Annotated in this window: 3 protein-coding genes; 2 read left to right on the top strand and 1 reads right to left on the bottom strand. The window is 74.0% G+C overall.

Going from position 1 to position 2624, the window contains the following annotated elements; all coding sequences use genetic code 11:
- Positions 1-1001, bottom strand: a 1001-nt coding sequence (locus tag GTW43_RS12570; RefSeq protein ID WP_161301741.1) for a serine hydrolase, incomplete at its 3' end; no start/stop codon positions are given.
- A 150-nt stretch (positions 1002-1151) separates the two neighbouring features.
- On the opposite strand from GTW43_RS12570, the gene GTW43_RS12565 reads away from it, so the two are divergent.
- Both GTW43_RS12565 and GTW43_RS12560 read left to right on the top strand, forming a co-directional pair.
- Complete coding sequence (locus GTW43_RS12565) at positions 1152-1601, top strand: cyclic nucleotide-binding domain-containing protein (protein WP_161301740.1); 450 nt, start codon at positions 1152-1154, stop codon at positions 1599-1601.
- Between the two features lie 174 nt (positions 1602-1775).
- Positions 1776-2513, top strand: a complete 738-nt coding sequence (locus tag GTW43_RS12560; RefSeq protein WP_161301739.1) for a hypothetical protein — start codon at positions 1776-1778, stop codon at positions 2511-2513.
- The last annotated feature ends 111 nt before the right edge of the window (positions 2514-2624 follow it).

Raw genomic sequence — 2624 nt, 5'->3', positions numbered from 1 at the left:
CGGGCCTCCTCGGCGCGCGCCGCCGCGTGCGGCACCGCCGTCCTGGCGCTCCCGTGCGCGGCGGGGCGCTGCGGACCCGCCTGCACGGCACGGGCCGCGGCGATCGGGGCCGCCTCGAAGCCCCAGTCGAGCAGCTCGCGGCTCTCCTCGTACACGGCGTTGGAGTCGCCGTCCTGCGGGTTCATGACCGTGACGAGGACGGTGCGCCCCTTGCGGGTGGCGGCCGAGACCAGGGTGTTGCCCGCCTGCGAGGTGTAGCCGTTCTTCACCCCGATCAGCCCGGGGTAGCGCTCGACGCCGTGCGAGCCGACCAGGAGCCGGTTGGTGTTCTGGATGCCGAAGGCGTGCGCGCCGCCCGCCGCCGGGAACTGCGCCCACTTCGTGCCCATGTAGCGGCGGAAGTCGGGGTTCTTGAAGCCTTCGCGGGCGATCAGTGCCAGGTCGTGTGCGCTGGAGTACTGCCCGGGGGTGTCGAAGCCGTCGGCCGAGCGGACCCGGGTGTCGCGGGCGCCGATCCGGCGGGCGGTCTCCTGCATCTGCTGCAGCGTGGCGGGCAGCCCGCCGTTGAGCCGGGCCAGCGTGTTCACGGCGTCGTTGCCGGAGCTGAGGAACACACCCCGCCACAGGTCGGCGACCGTGTAGCGGGTGCCCTCGTCGACGCCGACCATGCTGCTGCCCTCCGCGACGTCCGACAGGTCCGCGTACGAGGCCCGGTGCACCATGTCCTGGCGCAGCTTCGGCAGCACCGTCAGCGCGAACAGGGTCTTGAGGGTGCTCGCGGGCGGCAGCCTGCGGTGCGGTGCCCGTGAGGCCAGGACCTGCCCGCTGTCGGCGTCCATGACCTCCCAGGACAGTGCGGACAGGGACGGGGCGGCGGGCGGCCCGGAGGCTCGGTCCGCCGCGGGCGCGGGGGAGGCGGCGCCGAGGGCCAGCGCCGAGCACAGACCACAGGCCGCGACGGCCTGCGTCGTACGGGATGAGAAGCGGAGGAATGTCGCCATGCGGGAAACGTAGGGTCGGCCCGCGCGACCCGCCCGGCACGTCAGCCATCCGGCCGCCGCCGACCGGGGAACCGGGCTCCGCCGCCGTCGCCCGGTGCACCCGGCCGGTCGTACGTACATTGGAATGACACGACGGTGGAGGTGTCCGCCATGACGGCCCAGACACGACTGATGCACCGGCTTCCGCGCGAGTACCGCGACCGGCTGATGCCCCTGGCCACGGAGGTCTCGTTCCCCCAGGACTCCAGGATCTTCGACGAGGGAGACCCGGCCCATCGCTTCTGGATCATCCGCACGGGGATGGTCACGCTGGATGTCCGCGTCTCCGACCGCACCCTGCTGCCCATCGATCCGCTCGGCCCCGGCGATCTGCTCGGCTGGTCCTGGCTCTTCCCGCCCTATGAATGGGATTTCGGCGCGGAGGCCTTCAGCCCGGTCAGGGCCTACGAATTCGACGGTGCCGCCGTGCGCAACCTGTGCGACCTCGAACCCGCACTCGGGGTGAGTCTGCTGCACGGGGTGGCCGAGGTCATGGCGCACCGGCTGGTGGCGGCACGGGTCAAACTCGTGGAGGCCCACCGGATGCACGGACACCTCTGACGCGGGCGCCGCCCCTGGCCCCGCGACGCGTCCAGCGCGCCGTGGGGTCACCCACACGTGCCCCTTCGCTCACCCGACTCGCCTCCTCGACGCGCGGGCCGCGGCACCACGGGATGGGATCGGCCGGGAAGCCGAACCCCGTGGCCGCCCGCGGCCCGCTCAGAGAGGATCAGCATGCGTCGCACCGCGTCCTGGCCGGCCGCCGCCCTGGCGGCGGCCGCCTTCGCCCTCGCGACCCCGGTGTGCGCACACGCCTGGGCCGACGGCGACGACACCCCGTGGGGCACGGACTCTTCCGTGGGCGAGTCCGTCGATCCAGCCGATCCCGCCGATCCAGCGGAGCCCGTCGAGCCGGTCGATCCCGCCGATCCGGCCGAGCCTGCCGATCCCGTCGGGCCGGGGGACGGGGACGGCGCGGGGCTCCCCGAGGACTCGGGGGAGGCGCCGAGCACACGGGGGAACGCGAGCGCACCGGGCGCCCTCGAACTCTCCCCGGCCACGGTGCGTCCCGGCGGCACCGTCACCGCGAACACCAGCTCCTGCGGCAAGGACCAGCGGGCCACCGGCGACGCCAACAATGTCGGGGCCGGCGACTTCCCGCTCCAGTCCACGACTCAGGGCGGCGACCTGGTCGGGCAGTTCCGGGTTCCCTCGGGGGCCCGGGCGGGCACGTTCCCGATCTCCGTCACCTGCGAGAGCGGCACCGTCGTGCGTCAGACCCTGACCGTCTCCGCCGGGGGCGGCGGGGGAGACGACGGGGGCGGCCGGACCGAGATGCACGGAGTGCACGCCGGTGACGGTGGCTCCTGGGGGCAGCTCAGCCCGGTGCAGCTGGGTCTCGGCGGCGCGCTGATCGCGGGCGCGCTCGGCGCCGCGGGCTACTACACATGGCGACGCGCCGCCGACCGGTAGCGGTCGACGGCGCGTCGTGCGTCCTGCCGGGGCGGGTCAGCCCTTGCGGGTCTTGACCTCGTCGGTGAGGGCGGGGACGACGTCGAAGAGGTCGCCGACGACGCCGTAGTC

It is taken from the genome of Streptomyces sp. SID5785, assembly GCF_009870065.1.
GTDB lineage: Bacteria > Actinomycetota > Actinomycetes > Streptomycetales > Streptomycetaceae > Streptomyces.
The sequence above is the reverse complement of the archived record's forward strand: the minus strand, read 5'-3'. Positions and strand labels throughout refer to the sequence as shown.

Excerpts from the sequence above, each read along its gene's own strand:
- GTW43_RS12565 (WP_161301740.1), top strand. The coding sequence starts at position 1,152 with ATGACGGCCCAGACACGACTGATGCACCGGCTTCCGCGCGAGTACCGC.
- GTW43_RS12560 (WP_161301739.1), top strand. The coding sequence starts at position 1,776 with ATGCGTCGCACCGCGTCCTGGCCGGCCGCCGCCCTGGCGGCGGCCGCC.